This window comes from Pseudomonas sp. NY15364 (genome assembly GCF_048068235.1).
GTDB classification, from domain to species: domain Bacteria; phylum Pseudomonadota; class Gammaproteobacteria; order Pseudomonadales; family Pseudomonadaceae; genus Aquipseudomonas; species Aquipseudomonas mendocina_D.
In genome coordinates this window covers 1-19,937 of the sequence record NZ_JBLUPX010000018.1, presented here as the reverse complement: position 1 = coordinate 19,937, position 19,937 = coordinate 1, and the positions used below count along the sequence as shown (strand labels likewise).

Below are 19,937 nucleotides of genomic sequence, written 5' to 3'. Positions count from 1 at the left end.
TGCAGTTACCCATTACCTCGAACCAAACTGGCCGAGCATTCTACGCCAGCGGTTACAATGGCGCCTTTTCCGCGGAACAACGCGATGAGCGACACACCTCCCTACGGCACCGGCGACGCCTCCTACCAGGCCGCTGGCGGTATCGACGGCCTGCGCCGCCTGGTCGACGACTTCTACCGGCTGATGGACGAACGCCCCGAAGCCACCGCCCTGCGCGCCCTGCACCCAGCCGACCTGAGCGCCTCACGCGACAAGCTGGCGTGCTTTCTCAGTGGCTGGCTGGGCGGGCCGCGCCTGTTCGCCGAGAAATACGGCAGCATCAGCATTCCGGCCTTCCATGCGCAGTGGCCAATCGACCAGGCGCTGGCGGAAAGCTGGCTGAGCTGCATGGCCGGCGCCATCGCTCTACAGAACTATGAGCCGGCGTTCGCCGACTACCTGCTGGTTCAACTGCGCGTCCCCGCCGAGCGCTCCGTGCAGGCCAGCCAAAACCGTCACCGCAAGGAAACCTGACATGACTGACCAACTGATCATCGAAGACCTGCAACACGGCGACGGCAAGGCCGTGGTCAAGGGCGCCCTGATCACCACCCAATATCGCGGCTGGCTGGCCGATGGCAGCGAGTTCGACTCGTCCTACTCGCGCGGCAAGCCGTTCCAGTGCGTGATCGGTACCGGCCGGGTGATCAAGGGTTGGGATCAGGGCCTGATGGGCATGCAGGTCGGCGGCAAACGCAAGCTGCAGGTGCCCGCGCATCTGGGTTATGGCGAGCGCAGCATGGGTGCGATTCCACCCAACTCCGACCTGACCTTCGAAATCGAGCTGCTGGAAGTGCTGACCCGCGATGACTGATACCGCCCTCGCCACCCTGCGCGAGCACCTGCTACAGGCGCTGGACAACCACCCCGGCAACGAGACCCGTCGCCTATTCCATGGCCGTGGTCGCTGCTGGCCGGGGCTGGAGCAGATCACCGTCGACTGGCTGTCCGGCGTTGTGCTGGTGATGCTGTTTCGCGAGCCGTCGCCGGCACTGCGACCGCTGCTTATGGAGCTGCTGGAAACGCCGCAATGGCAGGCCAGCGGCGCACGCGGCCTGCTGCTGCAGCACCGCTACGTACAGGGCAGCGAGAGCGAATGGCTAGCCGGTGAGCCGCAGGCGCAATGGCCGATCATCGAGGATGGCCTGCACTACCTGCTGGATCTGGGCAGCAAGCAGAACAGCGGGCTGTTCCTCGATATGCGCCTGGGTCGCCAGTGGGTGCGTGAGCAGGCCGCCGGTAAACGGGTGCTCAACCTGTTCGCCTACACCTGCGGCTTCTCCGTGGCCGCCATCGCTGGCGGTGCTGCGCATGTGGTCAATCTGGATATGGCACGTGCGGCCCTGTCGCGCGGGCGCGACAACCATCGCCTGAACGGGCACGACCTCTCCCGAGTGGAGTTTCTCGGTCACGAGCTGTTCAAGTCCTGGGGCAAGGTGCGCAAGAGCGGCCCGTATGACCTGATCATCATCGACCCGCCGAGCTTCCAGAAAGGCAGCTTCGCCCTCACCCAGGATTACGCCAAGATTCTCCGGCGCCTGCCTGAGCTGCTGACCGAGCACGGCACCGTGCTGGCCTGCGTCAACGACCCGGATATCGGCCCAGATTTCATCATCGACGGCATGGCCGCCGAAGCGCCACAACTGCGCTTCGTCGAGCGTCTGGACAACCCGCCGGAGTTCCCCGATATCTCGCCCGAGAGCGGCCTGAAAGCGCTGGTGTTCCAGCAGGAATAACCTGTGGGAGGGGCTTTAGCCGTGACGTGAACAGATCGCGGCTAAAGCCCCTCCCACAGGCCAGCTAGCGAATGCCCAAGCGCCTGGCCAAGCGGCTGAGGTTGGCGCGATCCACGCCCAGCTCACGCGCCGCATCAGCCCACTTGCCCTGATGACGCGCCAGGCACTGTTCGATCAACTGGCGCTGAAAAGCGTCCACCGCCGTGCGCAGCTCCACACCTTCCGGCACCGGCTCGCCGGACGCCAACACGGCCTCGACGGCGGCGCTCGTCTCACTACTCGGCAAGTCCAGATCCTGCACATCCAGACTGAGAATGCGCGGTCGCTCGCCATGGCGCGCCAGCGCCTTGATCGCCGCGCGGCCAATCAAGTGCTCCAGCTCACGCACGTTGCCCGGCCAGTCGTGGCCCAGCAGCGCCTTCTGCGCCTCGGCACTCAGGCGCAGGCTGCGCAGCCCGAGCCGGGCGCGGTTTTCTTCGAGGAAGTAGCCGGCCAACAGCAGCACGTCGCGACCGCGCTCACGCAGCGGCGGCACCGGCAACGGGTAGACGCTCAGGCGGTGATAAAGATCGGCGCGAAACCGTCCGGCACGCACTTCGGCCGCCAGATCGCGGTTGGTGGCGGCGATCACTCGCACATCGACGCGGTGCTCGCGATCCGAGCCAACCCGTTGCAACTGGCCGCTCTGCAGCACGCGCAACAGCTTGGCCTGAATCGCCAGCGGCAGCTCGCCCACCTCGTCGAGGAACAGGCTGCCACCATCGGCCAGCTCGAACTTGCCGCTGCGCTCGCTCATCGCGCCAGAGAAGGCGCCGCGTACATGGCCGAACAGTTCGCTCTCCACCAACGCATCGGGCAATGCCGCGCAGTTGATGCTGACCAGCGGCCGCTGCGCACGCGGCGAGGCGGCGTGGATGGCTTCGGCCACCAGCTCCTTGCCGACGCCGGTTTCCCCTGTGATCAGCACGGTCAGCGGGCTATCGCCGACCAAGCGAATCTCGTCCTGTAGCTTGCGTAGCGCCGTGCTCTGCCCTACCAGCTCGCGCGGTTGCTGGCGGGCCTGTTTGTACAGCTCGTTGAGTTGACGCTCGGCCTCAACCCGCTGCGCCAGGCCGCTGATACGCTCGCTGACCTTGACCGTCGCCGCGGCCAAGCTGGCAAAGGCGTCGAGGCTGTCCAGATCGAGCCGGCCAAAGCTGGCCGGATCGAGCGAATCCAGGGTCAACAGGCCCCAGAGCTGTTCGTCTAGGTACAGCGGGCAACCGAGGCAATCGTGCACTTCCAGGTGGCCATGCAACCCCTCTACCAGTCCGTCGTAGGGGTCAGGCAAACCGCAATCAGCAGCGAAACGGGTCGGCCCGGCGTGCTCCAGCAACGCAGCCAGGCGCGGATGCTCGCTGACCTTGAAACGTCGTCCCAGGGTATCGGGGCTTAGCCCCTCGACCGCCAAGGGCACCAGAATTTCGCCGTCGAGCCGCAGTAGCGCCACGGCATCGCAAGGGAACAACTGGCGCAAGGCCGCGAGCAGTCGGCGATAACGCTCGCCATCGTCCAGCTCGCGAGACAGATCGGCGACCAGGGGAATAAGAGTTTCCAGCAGAGGATTAGCGGTCATTTCGACTACTCAAAGTCTTTATGACCCGCACATAGAGCGAGTCATTAAAACAACAATAAAAGCAAGCCACTGATATTTAAGGATTATTTATCTGGCACGCTTACTGATAGGTATCTACCGCTAACGCTAGCACGCCACAACTGGCCATACGAGCCACACCGGCGTCTTTATTTGCCTTGCGGAGATACCCCCATGCTGACCAACGCTCAACGTGACCTGATCAAAGCCACCGTGCCTCTGCTGGAAAGCGGCGGCGAAGCGCTCACCACCCATTTCTACCGGATGATGCTCAGTGAGTACCCCGAGGTGCGCCCGTTGTTCAACCAGGCGCACCAGGCCAGCGGCGACCAGCCACGTGCCCTGGCTAACGGCGTGCTGATGTACGCGCGCCATATCGACAAACTCGAAGCCCTCGGCCCGCTGGTACGCCAGGTGGTGAACAAGCACGTCGCCCTGCAGATCCTCCCCGAGCACTACCCCATCGTCGGCAGTTGTCTGCTACGCGCGATTCGCGAGGTGCTGGGCGCCGAGATCGCCACCGATGCGGTGATCGATGCCTGGGCCGTGGCCTACCAGCAACTGGCCGACATTTTCATCGGCGCCGAGGAACAGCTCTATCAGGACAACGCTACGGCACCTGGTGGCTGGCGTGGCGCGCGGGCCTTCCGCGTAGCACGCAAGGTCGTCGAGAGCGCCGAGATCACCTCCTTCCATCTGCTACCTGTCGATGGTGGAGCTCTGCTCGACTACCAGCCGGGCCAGTACATTGGCATGCGCCTGCTGCTGGACGGCGAAGAGGTACGCCGCAACTACTCGCTGTCGGCCCCGGCCAACGGCCGTGAATACCGCATCAGCGTCAAGCGCGAGCCTGGCGGCCGTGTGTCCAACCATCTGCATGACCAGGTTCAGGTCGGCGATGTGCTGGACCTGTTCCCGCCCGCTGGCGAGTTCACCCTGAACGAGTCGGACAAACCACTGGCCCTGATCAGCGCCGGCGTCGGCATCACCCCGGCACTGGCCATGCTCGACGCGGCGCGATACAGCGGCCGGCCGATCCATTTCATCCACTGCGCACGCAATGCCGAGGTGCATGCCTTCCGCGACTGGGTCGATGCCCATGCCGCCGAGCATCCGCAGATTCGCCACTACGTGTGCTACAGCGAGCCGCGCGCGGGTGACCGGGCCGACGCCGAGGGTTTTCTCAGCCGCGATCTGCTGGAGCAATGGCTGCCGGCCGAGCGCGATCTGGACGCCTACTTCCTCGGCCCGAAGCCCTTCATGGCGCAGGTCAAGCGTCATCTGCAAGCGCTGGGCGTTCCCGTCGAGCAGAGCCGCTATGAGTTCTTCGGCCCGGCCTCGGCGCTGGATAGCTAAACGATGAGGAGGTGAACCATGTACCCACTGAATCTTCCACCGCTGCAGATTCTGCACTTGTCCAGCCAGTTGCTCTGGACCGGCCTGATCCTGCTGCTGGTGGGGCTGATGGCAGCCTACGGCCTGGAGAAGCACCTGAATGTGCCGACACTGGTATTGGCCCACAGCCTGACACTGATTGGTCCGAGCGTACTGAAGATCGGCTACGTGCTGCGTCTGATCGCTCAGGGGCGCCTGAAAGACGAGGCATGCGCACATGCAATTGCTTGACCGCAAGCGGGCACTGGCCATCGCGCCCTTCTGGCGCCTGGGCTTTCGCCCGTTCTTTGTCGCCGGAGCCCTGTTCGCCGTGCTCGCCATCGCCCTCTGGGCGGCGGCGCTGCACGGGCTGACCACCCCAGCGGTGCCGGGTGGCATGCTGGCCTGGCATCGCCACGAAATGCCCTTTGGTTTCGGCCTGGCGATCATCGCCGGCTTCCTGCTCACTGCCGTGCAGACCTGGACAGGCAGTCCGGGCCTCAGCGGCCGCCCTCTGGTCGCACTGTTTGGGCTGTGGTTGGCCGCGCGCCTGGTGTGGTTCTTCCCCGTTCCGCTGGCTCTGCTGGTCGTGCTGCAGTTGGCCTTTACCGGGCTGTTCATTGCGCAGATGGCGCGCCAGCTGATCACCGCCCGGCAACGCAACAACTACCCGATCCTGCTGGTGCTGAGCCTGCTCGCGCTGTGTCAGTCCGTCACGCTCGCCGGCCTGGTGCACGGCGACGATAGCCTGCAACGCCGTGGCGCACTGGCCGCACTGTGGCTGATTGCAGTCATGCTGAGCCTGATCGGTGGTCGGGTGATTCCCTTCTTTACCCAGCGCGGCCTGGGTCGGGTCGAGGCCTTCGCCGCCCATCCCCGGCTGGATCGCTTGCTGCTGGTCTGCGGCGTGCTGGTCGCCGCCCTGTTCGCCAGCGGGCATAACCTGCAGGCGAGTCCCTGGTTAGCCGTGCCGTTCATCCTGCTGAGCGTGCTGCACGGCCTGCGCCTGTGGCGCTGGCATCTGCGCGGTATCTGGGGCGTGCCGCTGCTGTGGTCGCTACACCTGGGCTACGCCTGGCTGCTGGTCGCCAGCCTCGGCATGGCCGCCTGGCACCTGGGCTGGTTGACGCAACCCAGCACGGCCAACCACGCCCTGGCGGTGGGTGCGATGGGCGGGCTGATTCTGGCGATGATGGCGCGGGTCAGCCTCGGCCACACCGGCCGCGCATTGCAACCGCCCCGGGCGATGTCGTGGGCTTTCGGCTTACTCAATCTAGGCGCGCTGATTCGGGTCTCGGCAGGCAGCGACTGGCTATGGCTAGCAGCCGTATGCTGGGGCGTGGCCTTCGTCCTGTTCGCCTGGTATTACGCGCCGATGCTGTGCCAGGCGCGGGTGGATGGGCATCCGGGGTGATTCCTGGTGCGCACGGCACACCGTACGGTCAATCGACCAGTGTGCAGGCCATCACCAGCGCATCTTCACGTCCGCCGACTGCCGGGTAGTAATCGCGGCGGCGACCGACTTCGTTGAAACCGAAACGCTCGTACAGGCGGTAGGCACTCTGGTTGCTGGCGCGCACTTCAAGGAAGCATTCACGTCCACCCAACTCGTAAGCCTCTTTCATCAGGTGTTCGAGCAGGCGCAAGCCAAGACCACGGCCCTGGCTTTCCGGCTTGACGGTGATATTGAGCAGGTGTGCTTCGTCGAGAATCAGGTTGATCACGCCGTGACCGACCTGCTGATTACCTTCGAACATCAGCCAGCAGTTATAGGACTTGAGGCTGTCGGTGAAGATACCGCGCGTCCACGGATGACTGAAGGCGGCGTATTCGATCTTCAGCACGGCATCGAGATCCGCCTCGGTCATCGGGCGGAAGGAAATCGCATCGCTCATTGGAATACTCAAAAATATCTATGATCTTGCGAGCTAGAGCCATGCAATACCGATGGCGGCCCCGCAAAAACAAGTGAGAAACGGTCGGAGTCGCGGGCGACTGTACTTTTGTACATGAGCATTTCGACCGGGCTGGCGCTCCAGATTGTTTTCAACGCAGCAGGGCCGACGCGTAGCTGATCGTTTCACGGAGCTAGCCAGCGCTGCCGAACACGCCGCATGGCCTGCCACAACTCGCGCTTGCGCGTCGGTTCTTCCATCAGCAGTTCCAGGCCCGGCAATGCCCAGCAGGCACCAAGGCCTTCAACCTGCATTTCACGGTTGTAGCTGTGCTCATCGCCTTCGCCTGCAAAGCGAATGGCCGGTAAACCCACCAGCCAAAGGCAGGCGCTGGGCTGCTCTTCCAGACGCGCAGCCACGAAGCTCTGCACGAACTCCAGCGCCGCTTGCGGGCCTTGGTCCATATTGCCTCGCACCAATAGCGGCCAGCGCACCGGCTCGCCGAGCAGTTGTGGACTGTCCGGCAGGCCGGCGGCGCGCAACAAATCCTTGAGCAGGATGTAGGCCGGGTCGCGGCTCTGGAAAGGCTGGCCGGTGGGCAGCTCCACCAGTAAGGCGCAATCGCCGGCCCGCAGCAACTGCAGGGAAAAACGCGGCGGCGGAGCACTGACCCGAGCCGGCTTTTCCTCGACCGGCTCCGGTTCCGCCACCGGCTCGACAGCCGCCTGACGGGGCTGTGCGCCCGGTCGCGGGATTTCGATCTTCGGCCGCTCGACCGGCGCTTCACGCACGGCAGCCGGAGTGACGGCAACAGGCTCTGGCACGGGCTCGAACGCTTCCTCCTGTTGCGACTCAAGCAGCTCCAGACGCGACGCTGCCGCGAAGGGCAGTTCGGTACGCGGCAGCCAGGTGGCCACCTGCATGGCGTCGAGGTAGGCGCGACGGCGCTGTTCGGGAATCACAGGCGCTCCAGAGAGAGGTTTTTCAACAGGGGCGGATTGTCGCGTGAAATGGTCGGAGCGGGAAGCGCCACAACGGGATTGCGGGCAAACAAAGTGTCCCAAAAACAAAAACCCCGCAGCTTGCGCAGCGGGGCTTCTGGGGTTCACCTGGGCTTACTGATCCCAGGGACGATCACCGTGCTCGTCCTTGATGCGGGTGGGCAGGCCCATCACATCAAGAAGCTTGAGGAACGGCTCGGCCGGCAGTTCCTCGACGTTGACCATGCGCTTGGCATCCCACTCGCCACGCGCCACCAGCAGCGCAGCGGCGACCGGCGGTACGCCGGCGGTGTAGGAGATGCCCTGGCTGTCGGTCTCGGCGAAGGCGTCTTCGTGGTCGGCCACGTTATAGATGAACAGCTCGCGCGGCTGGCCATCCTTGGTGCCCCTGACCAGGTCGCCGATGCAGGTCTTGCCGGTGTAGCCCGGCGCCAGCGAGGCGGGGTCCGGCAGCACGGCCTTGACCACCTTGAGCGGCACCACTTCGAGGCCTTCGGCGGTCTTGACCGGTTGCTCGGAGAGCAGGCCGAGGTTCTTCAGCACGGTGAACACGTTGATGTAGTGATCGCCGAAGCTCATCCAGAAGCGGACGTTCGGTACGTCGAGGTGCTTGGACAGCGAGTGCACCTCGTCATGGCCGGTCAGGTACAGGTTCTGTTCGCCCACCACCGGCAGATCGTCGGTGCGTTTGACTTCGAACATGCGGTTACTCACCCACTGGCTGTTCTGCCAGCTGTAGACCGTGCCGGTGAATTCGCGGAAATTGATTTCCGGGTCGAAATTGGTGGCGAAGTACTTGCCGTGCGAACCGGCGTTGACGTCGAGGATGTCGATCGACTCGATCTTGTCGAAGTACTGTTGTTGCGCCAGAGCGGCATAGGAGTTGACTACGCCCGGGTCGAAGCCGACGCCAAGGATGGCGGTCACGCCCTTGTCCTGGCATTCGGCCAGGTGCTTCCACTCGTAGTTGCCGTACCACGGCGGGGTTTCACAGATCTTGCTCGGATCTTCGTGGATGGCGGTGTCCAGATAGGCGACGCCGGTGTCGATACAGGCACGCAGTACGGACATGTTGAGGAACGCCGAACCGACATTGATGACGATCTGCGATTCGGTTTCGCGGATCAGTGCCTTGGTCGCTTCCACGTCCAGGGCGTTCAGCGCATAGGCCTTGATCTCGCCGGGCTGCTTGAGACCGCCCTTTGCCTGCACGCTGTCGATGATGGCCTGGCATTTGGAGATGTTGCGCGACGCAATTGCAATGCGACCTAACTCGTCATTGTGTTGCGCGCACTTATGGGCCACCACCTTGGCAACACCTCCTGCACCAATGATCAGAACATTCTTCTTCAATTGTTTCACCTCCTGGGTACTGCGTTTTGGACGATTATTACGTTGGAAATCGTAGGGTGGACGACGCTTCCCCCGTCCACCGAACACATGCGCCATGGTGGATGGGAAAAGCGTCATCCACCCTACGACAAGATCACGACAGGCTGGACAGGTAGTCGTCGAACTCGAACTGGCGAACCACCTCGACACTACCGTCGAGTTGTTTCACCACGATGGACGGCATCTTCAGACCGTTAAACCAGTTCTTCTTGACCATGGTGTAACCGGCAGCGTCGATGAACGACAGGCGATCACCGATCTTGAGCGGCTTGTCGAACTGGTACTCGCCGAAGATATCCCCGGCCAGGCAGCTCTTGCCGCAGACCATGTAGGTGTGTTCGCCGTCATTCGGCGCCATCTTGGCGTTGAGGCGGTAGATCAAGAGATCAAGCATGTGCGCTTCGATGGAGCTGTCGACCACCGCCAGGTGCTTGCTGTTGTACAGGGTGTCGAGCACGGTCACTTCCAGCGAGGCGCTCAGGGTAATCGCCGCTTCGCCCGGCTCCAGATACACCTGCACGCCGTATTTTTCGGAGAAGGCTTTAAGGCGCGCGCAGAAGGCATCGATCGGATAACCCTCGCCGGTGAAGTGGATGCCGCCACCGAGACTGACCCACTCGACCTGAGCGATCAGGTGGCCGAAACGCTCTTCGATGGTGGTGAGCATCTTGTCGAACAGCTCGAAGCTGCCGTTCTCGCAGTTGTTGTGGAACATGAAGCCGGAAATCTGCCCCATGACCTGCTCGATCTTCGCAGGGTCCCACTCGCCGAGGCGGCTGAATGGACGGGCCGGGTCGGCCAGCAGGTAGTCGGAGCTGCTCACCTGCGGGTTGACGCGCAAGCCGCGGATGGTGCCTTCGGTACGCTCGGCGAAGCGTTCGAGCTGGCCGATGGAGTTGAAGATGATCTTGTCGCAGTTGGCGACCATCTCTTCGATCTCGTCGTCGGCCCAGGCCACGCTGTAGGCGTGGGTTTCGCCAGCGAACTTCTGGCGGCCCAGTTTCAGCTCATACAGCGAAGACGACGTGGTGCCGTCCATGTATTGCTGCATCAGGTCGAACACCGACCAGGTGGCGAAGCATTTCAGCGCCAGCAGCGCCTTGGCACCGGAGTTCTCGCGCACGTAGGCGATCTTCTCCAGGTTGACCAGAAGCTTCTGTTTGTCGATGAGGTAGTACGGCGTCTGGATCATCTCGTCGCCCCAGCAAGGTCGGCCAATGGGTACCGCAAAAGGCACCCGGAAAAAAGTGGACGCGAATTGTGCCGATAACCGGCGCATATCGAAAGGGCATTGGAGATTTTTTGTACAACAGGCGATGACCATTATTCGGCCTGCCTGGGCTGACAGGCTATGAAAGCCTGGTTACAGCCCGATGACGTCACGTCGCGATAAGCTTGTCCCCGGCATCGCTGCTCCATGCCTCTGATCGATTGGGACTCAAAACAGGCATCGCGCTTGCAGTACAATCCTTCCCTTTTCACTTGCCTGGACCCGGCGCCTCGATGATCGATCCCAAGCGCGTATTGCGCGCCCTCGCCGAACACTGGACGTTGCTCGAACCGCTCTGCGAGCGTTTCGACGCCGGCACCCTGAGCCTGGTGGAGCTGCGCAACCAGCTCGCCACGCAGTTGCCCGACGCCACGCCCAGCGACACCACTGCCCTGCTCGACACCTGGATTCGCTTGGACATTCTCGTGCCGGTGGCCAAGAGCCCGAACCGCTTCGAGCTCAATGCGCAGATCCACGATTTTCTCGCCTACCTGCGCCGCGAGCACCGCCTCGGCCTGTGCCTGGAGATCGAAGCGTACCTGCGCCACCTGGAACGCCTGGCCGGCTATATCCAGGATGCCTTCGAGGTGCGCGACGCCAACGATCTGGCCCGCCAGCTGCGCCTGCTCGATATGCGCGTGCGCGACGTATTAAAGAAGCTGGCCAACGACGAACAGGCGCTGGTCAGCGTGGCCGACCGGGCCAAGACCAGCGACCGGCAGATCCCCCTGCGCCAACGCTACGCCGAGGTGCTGGCCACCTGGGACGAATATGTCGAGCCGATGATTCAACTGGTCGCCGCCGACGGTGCCTTCGAGCAGGGCGTGCGCCGCGTTGAACAGGTGCTGCTGCGCCTGCTCGGCGATCAACAGCGTCTCGGCCAACTGGTCGACGATGACCTGCTGCTGCGCACCCACGCGCGCATCCTGGAAATGCAGACCACCGCCCAACTGACCCTGCGCAAGGCCCGTGAACTGCTCCTGCCACTGCGCGAAGAAGCGCGCCGGCACAACGCCGTGACCCGTGGTGCCGCGCTGGCGCTGTCGGTGATCCGCAAGAAGGGTATCGACGCCGTGCCGCAGGCAGCCATGCCGCTGTTCACCCGTCCGCAAAGCAACTTCCTCGGCAGCGCCAGCCAGGTCGAGGCCTACGTCTACGCCCTGGCCCGCTTCGAAGCCAAGCCGGCGCATTTCCCCAAGGCCAGCAACAGCCGCAAGGCTGGCGCGCCCAAGGCGCCGAAAACCGCGCGGGAAATGATCGAGCGCTGCGAACAGGCCCTGCCACTACCGGACCTGATGACCTGGCTGCTGGAGCAGGAACCGGAAGGCGCCACCGACGAGCTGCTCTACTGGTTCTCGCGCCTGTCGCGCGAGGGCCGCTTCCAGCGCGACCGCCTGGAACGCCAGACCTACCTGACCCGCGAGCACGAAATCAGCATCAGCTCCTATGCGTTGGTGGGCCGCCCCAGTGCCTGATTTTTACCTAGGGTGGACCAGGGCGCGCAGCCAACGCCTTCTTTGCTCCACCTTGTTGATTGCCTTGATCGAGCCTGTAGGAGCGAGCTCTGCTCGCGAACGACTACGGGACGCTTCGCGAGCAGAGCTCGCTCCCACATTCGTCAGATGACTTGCGTATGAACATCGATCTGAAAGAAATGACCCAGCTCGCGGCCGCCTTCCGCGACCTGTTCAAGGGCTACCACATCTCGCGCAGCGAGCCGGAGTGCTACGCCCAGCTGTCCAGCATGCAGGACCAGTATCGCGCGCTGTTCCGTGCCCTCGGCTTCGAGCTGGTCTGCGACCCGCGCGGTTTCTACTACTTCGTGCCCGAGCAGGTGGCGCCGCAGGTGAACAAGACCGCCCAGCGTCTGGCGCTATTCACCTTCATCCTGGTCGAGCACCTGGCCGACCAGGGCCGCGACCCGCTCTCCGTACTTGACGGCGGCAGCATCGGCCGTGACGAGCTGCCGGCGCTGCTGGAAAAGTACCGCGACCTGTTCCTGCAGGCCGAGGTCACCACCTTCGAGGAGCTGGAAGACAAGATCATCCGCCGCCTAGTGCAGCTCGGCTTCGCCGAGGACAGCAACGGCGTGTACCGTTTCCTGCCACCGATGCACCGTTTCCTCGACGTCTGCCTGTCGGTGCAGCACGACCGTGACCTGGCTGCCAGCCTGCACAGCAGCGACCTGCCACTGCCGGCGCCGGTGCTGCTGGACGATGACGGCGACGCCGATCCGACCGAAGCCGTGGACATCGAAGAATCCGAGGAAGACGCCCTGGCTCGCGCCATGGCCGAAGAACGCGCCGCACAGGAGATGGACGCATGAGCCAGGAACGCTACGGCATCCGCCGCTTCGCCCTGCTGAATACCGCCGGCTACAGTCTCGGCCTGTTCCCGCTGGAAAACCCGCTGTCGGTCTACGGCGCCAACAACCTGGGTAAATCCGCCTCGATCAACGCCCTGCAGTTCCCCATCCTGGCGCGCATGTCGGACATGAGCTTCGGCAAGTACAGCCTGGAAGCCTCGCGCAAGTTCTACTTCGCCAGCGACACCAGCTACATCCTCGTCGAAGTCGCCCTGCCTCATGGCCCGCATGTGATCGGCGTGGCCGGTCGCGGCCCGGGCGGCGGCTTCGGCCACCAGTTCTTCGCCTACGCTGGCGAGCTGGATCTGGAGCACTATCAGCAGAACGGCACCTGCCTGCGTCAGCGTGAGCTGTTCAAGAACCTCGGCCAGGCCGGCATCACCGCCTACGAACTGAAGCCCGACGAACTGCGTCGCCTGCTGGTCGGCGGCCATACCAGCATCCCGCTGGATCTGACCCTGATCCCGCTGCGCTCGACCAGCGAGCAGAGCCTGAAGACCTTCCGCGCCCTGTTCATCAACCTGCTGCACATGCGCGAGATCACCGCCGCCAAGCTCAAGCAGCTGTTCCTCGATGCCTTCGAGCACAGCCTGCGCTCGGGCAGCGTCGACTATATCGCCGCGACGGAAGAGGCGTTTCGCGATGTGCGCCGCATGGAGCAGGACTACCAGGCGCTGGTGACTGCCGGCCCGCTGATCGAGGCACTGGCCTCGGGCGTCACTCAGCGCGAGACTCTGCGCGGCAAGCTGCATCGCCTCTCGCCGCTGCTCGACAACCTGCTGGGCACCTGGCACGACTACGCCGATGCGCGCAAGGAAGAGCTGGTGATCCAGGCCGAGCATTACCGCAGCGAGCAGGACGGCCTGCAGAACGAGCAGCGTGGCGGCACCAGTGAGCTGATGCGCCTGGAGCGCGAGATCAGCGAGATCCAGCGCTGGCTGGGCGAACTTTCGGTGCTGAAGAACCGCTTCGCCCTGGTGGAAAACGCCAAGGTACTGGAAGAGCAACTGCTCGCCGCCAAGGACGCCCACGACGAACTGGCCGGCGCCCTGGCGCAGTCGCGCCAGTTCTCCAGCGAAGACCTGGACGAGCGCCTCCGCGATCTGGAAAAACGCCTCAAGTCGGTCAAGCAGCAGCTCGACCACGCTGACAACAACAGCTACTCGCGCCTGCGCGAGGAGTTCAGCCAGCAGGACGTCGACCGCCTGATGCGCCTGTTCAACGGCCAGCTGTTCAGCCTGCCGCTCGGCGAGAAAGGCATCCAGGCCGAGGGCGACGACTGGGTCAAGGCGGTCGAAGCGGTGCTGGATCGCTTCAAGGGCGACACCTTCGCCGTGCCGGGCCTGTCCATCGACCTCAGCCATATCGAGCCCCCCGCCCTGCAGGCCCTGGCCGACCGCGCTGCCCTGCGCGACCAGAAGGATCGTCTGGAACGCGAGCTCAAGCAGCTCAAGACCCAGCAGTCGGTCGCCGCAGACCGCGCCGCCAGCAAGGCCCAGGCCGAAACCCTGTACCAAGCCGTGCTGGATGCGCAGAAAGCCCTGGAAGACTTCCGCAAGAGCCAGACCCTGACTGCCGAAGAGCCGCAGAAGTTGGAGCGCCTGGCCGAGCTGGAAGGCGCGCAGGACGAACTCAAGCGTGCCAGCGATGCCTTCGCCGAGCGCGTGCAGCAACTGTCCGCCAAGCTGCAACTGGTCGGCCGTCAACTGGCCGATCTGGAAGCCAAGGAGCGCACCCTGGAAGACGCCCTGCGTCGTCGCCAGTTGCTGCCAGCCGACCTGCCGTTCGGCACGCCGTTCATGGAGCCGGTGGACGACTCGCTGGACAACCTGCTGCCGCTGCTCAACGACTATCAGGACACCTGGCAGGCGCTGCAGCGTATCGACGGTCAGATCGAAGCGCTCTACGCCCAGGTGCGCCTGAAAGGTGTGGCCAAGTTCGACAGCGAGGACGACGTCGAGCGCCGCCTGCAACTGCTGGTCAACGCTTACGCCCACCGCCAGGACGAAGCCCTGACCCTGGCCAAGGCGCGCCGTGCGGCAGTCACCGATATCGCCCGTACCCTGCGCAATATCCGCAGCGACTACGACAACCTGGAACACCAGTTGGCGCTGTTCAACCGCGAGATCAACAAGCGCCAGGTCTCCAACCTCTCGAGCTTCCGCATCGTCCTGGCGCCGAACAAGGAAGCCCTGCGCCATATCGATCAGATCATCCACAGCGCCGGCCAGTACGAGGAAGGCGAAACCCTGTCGGTGTTCGACCTGTCGCAATCGGCGGAGCAGGATGCCAAAAACGAGGAAGCCAAGGACTACCTGTCGCGCCTGGTGGCGGCCAACGGCAACCAGCTGGGCCTGAAGGATCTGTTCGAGCTGGCCTTCGAGATCACCAAGGTGCACGGCCAGCCGGTCATCCACACGGACATCGACGGTGCGGCCTCCAACGGCACCACCATGACCATCAAGGCGCTGACCAACATGTACCTGTTGCTGCACCTGATGGACCGCGAGCAGGCCGGGCGTATCCGCCTGCCCTACTACCTCGACGAGGCGGCGGACATCGACGAACGCAACCAGCAGGCGCTGATCGAGACCAGCCTGCAGCTCGGCTTCGTGCCGATCCTGGCCTCGGTCAAGCCGCAGGTCTCAGCCCACGTGGCCATCGACCTGGAAGGCGGCAGCGGCCCCAACGGCATCTATATCGACGAGGCGGACTGGAAGTTCATCAAGCCGCGCGAAAGTGCCAAGGCGCAGGCGCCTCAACAGGAGGAAGCCGCCGAGCCGGCCTGAACGCATCGCGGCTGAAGCCGCTCCTACAGCCAACCTTGTGTAGGAGCGGCTGGGCGGCATTCCGCTTCAGCCGCGAGCTTTTATAGCTGCAAAATGAAAGGGGCCGCTCACTGCGGCCCCTTTCATTTCCATGATCGTCTTACTGCTCCAGCACGATCTTCGGCGCCCATTGCATCCAGGCTTCCTGCGGCTCGTCGAACAGCGCAAAGGTCTGCCCCGGCTGGGCTGGCCCGCCCATCTCCGGATTATTCGGCGTAGCGAAGGCGATGCCGCCTTCGAGCAATGCCTCCAGTGACTCGGTGCGCACCTTCACGCCCTTGAACAACCCGGCATCCACACCAATCCCGCTGGCATTCCAGAAGCGGCTGCCCGAACGCACCAGCGGCGCATAGCGTGGCTCGATCAACACATGGATCAGCACCCGATCCGAGGTTGGCCCCAGTTCGAAATCCACCACCTTGCCCACCGGCACCTCGCGGTAGCTGACGATCACCCCCGGTTTGATCGAACCACGCCGCGGTGCGCTCAGCACCAGTCGTAAGCCTTCCTCGCGCACCGCCTGATTCGGCGCACTGGCCAGGGCAACGAACTCGGTACGCCGCGCGCCCCTCTGCCCAGCAGGCTGGACTTCCAGATACTGACCACTGACCAGCGTGCCGAGGTTCGCTGCGCGGGTCAGACTCAACTCCGGCTTCACCACCCAGAAGCGCGATCCCTCGCGGGCGATCTGCTCGGCGGCCTGGGTGATGCGCACATTCAGGATCACCGCCTGCAGATCATCGGTCAGGCTAAGGTTCTCTACCTTGCCGACCTCCAGGCCCTTGTAGCGCACCAGGGTGCCGGGCTGCAGGCCATCGCCGTCCGCGACCCGGATGCTGATCTGCTGCCCCAGTTGCAAGGCGCTGTCGCGATCCGCATGCAGGGCGAAACGCTGCACCTGGCGATCCGACCGGACTGCCTGCAAATCAGGGGTTTCGAAGGCAATACCACCGGACAGCAGGGTCTGCAACGACTCGCTCTTGACCTCGACACCGGAAAGACCGCCTTTGAGGGTGATACCGCTGGCATTCCAGAAGCGCGTGGAGGTATTCACCAGGTGCACATAGTCCGGCTCGATATGCACGCCCAGCACGACCTGGCTGTTGTCACGCGCCAACTGGAAACTCTGCACCGAGCCCACCTTGATCTGCTTGTAAAGCACCGGACTGCCCACCTCGATGGAACCAAGCTGATCGGTGAACAACACCAGATGCAGACCGGGCGCCCCCAGGTCCAAGGGCGGTGCCTTGCTGCGCGCGACGAAATTGCGCGCTGGTGGCTTACCCTTCTCGCCCGGCCGCACAGCGATGTAGTTACCCTTGACCAAAGCTTCGAGACCGGTGATGCCGGCCAGGGAAATGGACGGCTTGACTACCCAGAACTCCGAACCCTCGACTAGGTACTCCTCGGCCAATGGGTTGATGGTCAGCTCGGCTGTAGCGCTGTTGAGGTCGCGATCAACCTTCAAGGTTTTCAGCGAACCGACCTGGATGCCCTTGTACATCACCGGCGTGCGGCCTTCCTGAAGCCCCTCGAAATCGCTCAGCGTCACCACGACCTTGATCCCGGCCTGGGCCTCGTCGTAGTCCTCGTAAAGGCGGAACGGCAACGCGGGGTCGGTGGGCGGGCTGTCCTTGCGATGTTCAGGCGTGGCGAAGGCGATACCACCAGCGACGATGCTGGCCAACGACTCGCTGCGCAATTTGAAGCCGGACAAGTCAGCATCGACGCTGATACCACTGGCGTTCCAGAAGCGTGTGTGCTTTCTCACCAGATGGGCATATTTCGGTTCGATGAAGACCTTCACCTCCACGGTGCTCTGGTCCTCACCCAAGGTGTAGCTCTTGACCTGCCCCACCTGGATCTGTCGATAAAACACCGGGCTGTCACGATTGAGCGAACCCAGCCGCTCGGCCTTGAGCGTGATGTGCAAACCCGGCACGTCATCACTCATGGGCGGCTCCTGCGCCAATGCAGTGAAGCTGCGTGTCGTGTCTCCACTGCCAGGATTGAAGGTGATGTAGTTGCCTGAAACCAGCGTCTCCAGGCCACTGATACCGGCAAGGCTGACATTCGGCTTGACCAGCCAGAAACGCGTGCCGCTGCGCAGGTACTGTTCAAGCTCCTGGTTCACTTCCAGCTTGGCCACGACGCCCCGATTCTTCTCGCTGGTATCGAGACTGATGTCCGTTACCTTACCGACTGCCATACCCTTGTACATCAGCTCCGTCTTGCCGGCCTGGATGCCCTCGCCGCTGGCGAAGATCAGTTCGATCTGAATACCGGCGTCACTGTAGGCGCGCCAGGCCAGCCAGCCTCCGATCAGCAGCGCAATCAGAGGCAAAACCCAGATGGCCGACCAGTTCGAAGCGGGACGCGTCTTGGCCAGAGGAAGGTCAGTCATGGTCGGTTTCCGTGTTATCCCAGATAAGACGAGGGTCGAAAGTCAATGCAGCCAGCATGGTCAGAATCACCACACTGGCAAAGGCAGCGGCACCGGCCCCAGCTGCGATACTGGCCAGGCTGCCAAAATTCACCACCGCCACCAGGATCGCGATGACGAAGATGTCGAGCATCGACCAACGGCCGATCCACTCGATGAAGCGGTACATGAGAATACGCTGGCGCGCCGTCATCGGCAGATGGCGCTGCACCGAATACAGCAGCAGCGCAATACCCACCAGTTTGAACGTGGGCACCAGAATGCTGGCGATGAACACCACCGCAGCGATCGGCAGCATCCCTAGGTGAACGAGCTCAACCACACCGCCCATGATGGTCGCTGGCGCCCCTTTGCCCAAACTGTTGACCGTCATGATCGGTAGCAGGTTGGCCGGGATATAGAGAATCGCCGACGTCAGCAACAAGGCCCAGGTGCGCACCAGGCTATTGGGGCGACGCGCATGTATTTGCCCGCCGCAGCGACTGCAGTACTGATGCCTGACGCCGTCTTCGACCGGGTTGAGCTGGTGGCACTCATGGCAGACAAGCAGCCCTGCATCAATCGCCCGCATGAATGTTCTCCCCGGACAGCGCTTCCCAGATCTGATGTGGCGACATGGTCACCTCTAGCCACACCTGCACCAGAAGCAATGCGATAAAGCAGAACAAGCCCAGACCCAGGCTAAGATCGGCCAGGTCCATCAACTTCACCATCGCCACCAGAATGCCCATCAGGTAGACCTCGAGCATTCCCCACTCGCGCATGTGGTGATATATCCGGTAGAGCAAAAGACCATAGCTACGCCCGAAGTCGAGGCAGATGCTCAACAGAACCAGCAACTGACAGAGCAGCTTGAGCAGCGGCACCGCCATGCTGCACAGAAACACCACCACGGCGATGCCTTGCATACCGCTCTCGTACAGACCGAGCACGCCACTCCAGACAGTGTCCTGCGAAATTTGGCCCAGCAGATTGAGCTGCATGATCGGCAGAAAGTTCGCCGGGACATACAGCAGTAAAGCGGTCAGCACCAATGCCATGCTGCGTCGCACCACATGATGCCGATGGCTGAACAGCTCGTAGCCACAACGCGGACATTCGGCACTTTCGCCATCCTGCAGCAACGGCTTGCGCATCAATAGATCGCACTCGTGACAAGCGACCAGTTGCTCGAGCGGTAAGGATGACAAGGCGGGTTCGGACGGCGAGTCAGACATGAAAGTCCCCTGCAGAATTCCCGCATTCTACCTGAGCACCGTAAAAGGCCGACATGCCTGCTTTAGGGTAGCCGCTCGCCTGCTGGCACCACTTTGAAACTTTCCCGAGCGCAAAGAAGAAACCCCAGACCGCGATTGCGATCTGGGGTTTCATATAGGAGCTTGACGATGATCCGGCCGGCGCTCCGGTGGCCGGCACTCCGGGACTCTCACAGCCACACCATCATTCGAGCAGAAAAGAGAAAGCCCTGATCAGTAAACTGATCAGGGCTTTCGTGTAGGAGCTTGACGATGACCTACTCTCACATGGTGAAGCACCACACTACCATCGGCGATGCGTCGTTTCACTTCTGAGTTCGGGATGGGATCAGGTGGTTCCAACGCTCTATGGTCGTCAAGCAATTCGGTTGGGATCTCGCGGTTAGGCGCTATCCCTTGGATACGTGATAGAGGCTTGTAGCTCTCGCAAATTTTCGGCTTTCTGTCGACTTCACCATCGACACCCTCTGCCTGAGGGCAGATTGTTTGGGTGTTATATGGTCAAGCCTCACGGGCAATTAGTATGGGTTAGCTCAACGCCTCACAGCGCTTACACACCCCACCTATCAACGTCGTAGTCTTCGACGGCCCTTCAGGGAGCTCAAGGCTCCAGTGAGATCTCATCTTGAGGCAAGTTTCCCGCTTAGATGCTTTCAGCGGTTATCTTTTCCGAACATAGCTACCCGGCAATGCCACTGGCGTGAC

General features: G+C 62.8%; 17 protein-coding genes and 2 rRNA genes. 9 read left to right on the top strand and 10 right to left on the bottom strand.

The window, feature by feature from the left end:
- Positions 1 to 84: 84 nt before the first annotated feature.
- Genes ACNFCJ_RS15575 through ACNFCJ_RS15565 form a run of 3 tightly spaced genes read left to right on the top strand, consistent with a single transcriptional unit; the run spans position 85 to position 1,775 of the window.
- Entirely contained in the window at positions 85 to 513 is a 429-nt protein-coding gene (locus ACNFCJ_RS15575) for a group II truncated hemoglobin (protein ID WP_416772303.1), read from the top strand.
- Position 514: 1 nt separating this feature from the next.
- Positions 515 to 853, top strand: coding sequence for an FKBP-type peptidyl-prolyl cis-trans isomerase (locus tag ACNFCJ_RS15570; protein WP_416772301.1), 339 nt, complete (start codon positions 515 to 517; stop codon positions 851 to 853).
- Positions 846 to 1,775: a class I SAM-dependent methyltransferase gene (locus ACNFCJ_RS15565; protein ID WP_416772299.1), complete on the top strand. Its 930-nt coding sequence runs from the start codon at positions 846 to 848 to the stop codon at positions 1,773 to 1,775. Before ACNFCJ_RS15570 ends, ACNFCJ_RS15565 begins: the two co-directional genes overlap by 8 nt.
- A gap of 64 nt (positions 1,776 to 1,839) precedes the next feature.
- Here ACNFCJ_RS15565 and norR read toward each other — a convergent pair whose 3' ends face one another.
- Positions 1,840 to 3,390, bottom strand: a complete 1,551-nt coding sequence (gene norR / locus ACNFCJ_RS15560; protein WP_416772298.1) for a nitric oxide reductase transcriptional regulator NorR — start codon at positions 3,388 to 3,390, stop codon at positions 1,840 to 1,842.
- A 192-nt stretch (positions 3,391 to 3,582) separates the two neighbouring features.
- On the opposite strand from norR, the gene hmpA reads away from it, so the two are divergent.
- The 3 genes from hmpA to ACNFCJ_RS15545 are packed head-to-tail and all read left to right on the top strand — an operon-like array spanning position 3,583 to position 6,196.
- Positions 3,583 to 4,764 carry an NO-inducible flavohemoprotein gene (gene hmpA, locus ACNFCJ_RS15555; RefSeq protein ID WP_416772297.1) on the top strand — a complete coding sequence of 394 codons (1,182 nt, stop codon included), beginning with the start codon at positions 3,583 to 3,585 and terminating at the stop codon, positions 4,762 to 4,764.
- 18 nt (positions 4,765 to 4,782) lie between these two features.
- Positions 4,783 to 5,034 carry a transmembrane sensor/regulator PpyR gene (locus tag ACNFCJ_RS15550; RefSeq protein ID WP_416772295.1) on the top strand — a complete coding sequence of 84 codons (252 nt, stop codon included), beginning with the start codon at positions 4,783 to 4,785 and terminating at the stop codon, positions 5,032 to 5,034.
- Positions 5,021 to 6,196 carry an NnrS family protein gene (locus tag ACNFCJ_RS15545; protein WP_416772294.1) on the top strand — a complete coding sequence of 392 codons (1,176 nt, stop codon included), beginning with the start codon at positions 5,021 to 5,023 and terminating at the stop codon, positions 6,194 to 6,196. Before ACNFCJ_RS15550 ends, ACNFCJ_RS15545 begins: the two co-directional genes overlap by 14 nt.
- A 28-nt stretch (positions 6,197 to 6,224) precedes the next feature.
- Here ACNFCJ_RS15545 and rimI read toward each other — a convergent pair whose 3' ends face one another.
- The 4 genes from rimI to ACNFCJ_RS15525 form a co-directional block, all read right to left on the bottom strand.
- On the bottom strand, positions 6,225 to 6,677 hold the full coding sequence (gene rimI / locus ACNFCJ_RS15540; protein ID WP_021488733.1) for a ribosomal protein S18-alanine N-acetyltransferase: 453 nt from the start codon (positions 6,675 to 6,677) through the stop codon (positions 6,225 to 6,227).
- A 185-nt stretch (positions 6,678 to 6,862) separates the two neighbouring features.
- Entirely contained in the window at positions 6,863 to 7,639 is a 777-nt protein-coding gene (locus ACNFCJ_RS15535) for an energy transducer TonB (protein ID WP_416772292.1), read from the bottom strand.
- Positions 7,640 to 7,792: 153 nt separating this feature from the next.
- Positions 7,793 to 9,031 (bottom strand): saccharopine dehydrogenase family protein, encoded by a 1,239-nt coding sequence (locus tag ACNFCJ_RS15530; protein ID WP_416772290.1) that lies wholly within the window; start codon positions 9,029 to 9,031, stop codon positions 7,793 to 7,795.
- 133 nt (positions 9,032 to 9,164) lie between these two features.
- A complete protein-coding gene (locus tag ACNFCJ_RS15525; protein ID WP_416772289.1) occupies positions 9,165 to 10,262 on the bottom strand; it encodes a carboxynorspermidine decarboxylase in 1,098 nt (365 codons plus the stop codon).
- A gap of 311 nt (positions 10,263 to 10,573) precedes the next feature.
- Between ACNFCJ_RS15525 and mksB the strand changes: the two genes are divergently transcribed.
- The 3 genes from mksB (at position 10,574) to mksF (ending at position 15,494) form a co-directional block, all read left to right on the top strand.
- Complete coding sequence (gene mksB, locus ACNFCJ_RS15520) at positions 10,574 to 11,815, top strand: Mks condensin complex protein MksB (RefSeq protein WP_416772287.1); 1,242 nt, start codon at positions 10,574 to 10,576, stop codon at positions 11,813 to 11,815.
- A 158-nt stretch (positions 11,816 to 11,973) separates the two neighbouring features.
- On the top strand, positions 11,974 to 12,666 hold the full coding sequence (gene mksE, locus ACNFCJ_RS15515) for an Mks condensin complex protein MksE (RefSeq protein WP_416772285.1): 693 nt from the start codon (positions 11,974 to 11,976) through the stop codon (positions 12,664 to 12,666).
- Positions 12,663 to 15,494, top strand: a complete 2,832-nt coding sequence (gene mksF / locus ACNFCJ_RS15510) for an Mks condensin complex protein MksF (RefSeq protein WP_416772283.1) — start codon at positions 12,663 to 12,665, stop codon at positions 15,492 to 15,494. The genes mksE and mksF overlap by 4 nt, the downstream gene beginning before the upstream one ends.
- Before the next feature lie 139 nt (positions 15,495 to 15,633).
- On the opposite strand, the gene ACNFCJ_RS15505 is transcribed toward mksF, so the two are convergent.
- The 5 genes from ACNFCJ_RS15505 to ACNFCJ_RS15485 all read right to left on the bottom strand — a co-directional run.
- Positions 15,634 to 17,937 carry an MlaD family protein gene (locus ACNFCJ_RS15505; RefSeq protein ID WP_416772281.1) on the bottom strand — a complete coding sequence of 768 codons (2,304 nt, stop codon included), beginning with the start codon at positions 17,935 to 17,937 and terminating at the stop codon, positions 15,634 to 15,636.
- Positions 17,930 to 18,547 (bottom strand): paraquat-inducible protein A, encoded by a 618-nt coding sequence (locus tag ACNFCJ_RS15500; RefSeq protein WP_416772280.1) that lies wholly within the window; start codon positions 18,545 to 18,547, stop codon positions 17,930 to 17,932. The genes ACNFCJ_RS15505 and ACNFCJ_RS15500 overlap by 8 nt, the downstream gene beginning before the upstream one ends.
- Positions 18,534 to 19,193 (bottom strand): paraquat-inducible protein A, encoded by a 660-nt coding sequence (locus ACNFCJ_RS15495; RefSeq protein ID WP_416772278.1) that lies wholly within the window; start codon positions 19,191 to 19,193, stop codon positions 18,534 to 18,536. Before ACNFCJ_RS15495 ends, ACNFCJ_RS15500 begins: the two co-directional genes overlap by 14 nt.
- A 283-nt stretch (positions 19,194 to 19,476) precedes the next feature.
- Positions 19,477 to 19,592 (bottom strand): 5S ribosomal RNA (gene rrf / locus ACNFCJ_RS15490).
- A gap of 137 nt (positions 19,593 to 19,729) precedes the next feature.
- A 23S ribosomal RNA gene (locus ACNFCJ_RS15485) occupies positions 19,730 to 19,937 on the bottom strand; the annotation flags it as partial.